Annotated in this window: 2 protein-coding genes; one reads left to right on the top strand and one right to left on the bottom strand. The window is 66.7% G+C overall.

Annotated features, from left to right (window positions below):
- Positions 1–934: glycosyltransferase (locus GH737_RS14710; RefSeq protein WP_196233239.1), on the bottom strand; the 934-nt coding region annotated here is incomplete at its 3' end.
- A 275-nt stretch (positions 935–1,209) separates the two neighbouring features.
- Here GH737_RS14710 and GH737_RS14715 point away from each other — a divergent pair.
- Complete coding sequence (locus GH737_RS14715; protein WP_155265510.1) at positions 1,210–1,419, top strand: hypothetical protein; 210 nt, start codon at positions 1,210–1,212, stop codon at positions 1,417–1,419.
- Positions 1,420–1,613: the final 194 nt, after the last annotated feature.

The following is a 1,613-nucleotide window of genomic DNA, read 5'->3' on the forward strand; positions in this document are numbered from 1 at the left end:
CAAGAGCGATACCGCCGAGCCAGCGCGCCTTCTGGCGAACGGCGCTTCCTAGCGTGGCCGGGAAATGGCCGCGGCTTGCGACCACGCCGCGCTCGCCCGGGCGGGCGGGCAGGCGCACGAACATGGTCTTGAGGCCGAGCGCGCCGATCCTCAGCCCAAGCTCATAGTCCTCCGTCATGCTGGTGCCGGCGAACGGCCTGCCCTCGTGCATGGCGGCGAGCTGCGTCAGCGGCTTGCGCGCGATCGCGCAGCCGACTCCGGCGAGGGGGATCGCGGCGCCGACCGCCTCGCGAACCACCAGTTCCTTGATGTGCGCCTCGGCGAATTCGTCGCAATAATGACCGCCGATCCAGCGCGAATGCGAGTCGGGGAGCGGGAGCACCGGAAGCTGGATGACCGCGGCGCGCGGGATCAACCGGTCGAACACCTTGAGCTCGAGCGGGTGGACGACGTCCTCTGCGTCGTGGAGCGTGACAGCTGTCGCGGCGGTTCCGGTCGCCGTCTCATAGGCGACCAGGGAATCGTAAAGATGATTCAGGCAATCGGCCTTGGTGGTCGGCCCGTCGTGGTCGACCTCGACCGCTTCGATCCGGTCGTCCCCGACGGCGGCAATGGCCGCCGCGGTGGCGGGGTCGTTGCGGTAATGGCCGACGAAGATGCGGTAATTGCCGTAGTCGAGGCGTCTGACGGTCGTTCGTAGCATCGAGGCGATCACCGCCGATTCGTCCCACGCCGGGACCAGCATCGCGATGAAGCCCGGTTCCGGGTTCTCCGGCAGGGCGCTTGCGAAGGCGCGCGGGTAGCGCGTGTAGACGGTCAGCGCGCGCCAGCCCGAACGTCCGAAATAGATGAGATCGACGACCAGGTCATTGACGGCGAACAGCAGGAAGCCGGCACCCGCGAACAGTGCCAACTCCGCCGCGACGCGGCTCAATATTTCCGCCAAACCCACGCGACAAGCCCGGCTGCGGCTAGCGAACGGCGTCCGGGCTGTGCGGTGCTGCTCGGTTCATTTGCGGCCTCCCGTGGCTGCGAATCATCCAAAACCGAGCGACCGGACGCATGACATAACGGAAGTTAAACGACAAGGCCTGGCCCTCGCCGCCTCATTTTGGAACGGGCCGCTGCCTGCGGACCGCTTCTTACTGGACGTAAATACAACTTCCGTTAAGTTGTACCTGCCGAATCGTCCGCAGGGGGAGCGGACCTGTGACGAATCATTTCCGGACCATTCCCGTCCTCGATGCCAATGGGGACCAGCTCACGCTGTACGAGATCCGCGAACGCGGGTCGCCGTTCGGGCTCATCCCGAAAAAGAGGCTGCAGCTCTGCACCGGCGAGACTGTGAAGCGGAAAGGCGCCTCCTATGTCATCGAGGCGACCGGCGAGAAGCTGACGCGGGTGCGGCCCGGCCGCTGAACAACGGTGGTGCCGGAACGGTCGAGCGGCTAGCTTCCGAACCGTGGGCAAATGCTGGACATTGCTGGCTTGCGCCGCGGTCGTCGCAACTCCTGCGGCGGCGCGCGGCGCGATCCTTTCGGCGGACGGCGCCTGGGCGGCAATCGACCGCGGGGCGACCTGCGAGGCGCTCTCCCGATCCGCACGCATCGCGG

It is taken from the genome of Sphingomonas segetis (assembly GCF_009720245.1).
Classification (GTDB): domain Bacteria; phylum Pseudomonadota; class Alphaproteobacteria; order Sphingomonadales; family Sphingomonadaceae; genus Sphingomicrobium; species Sphingomicrobium segetis.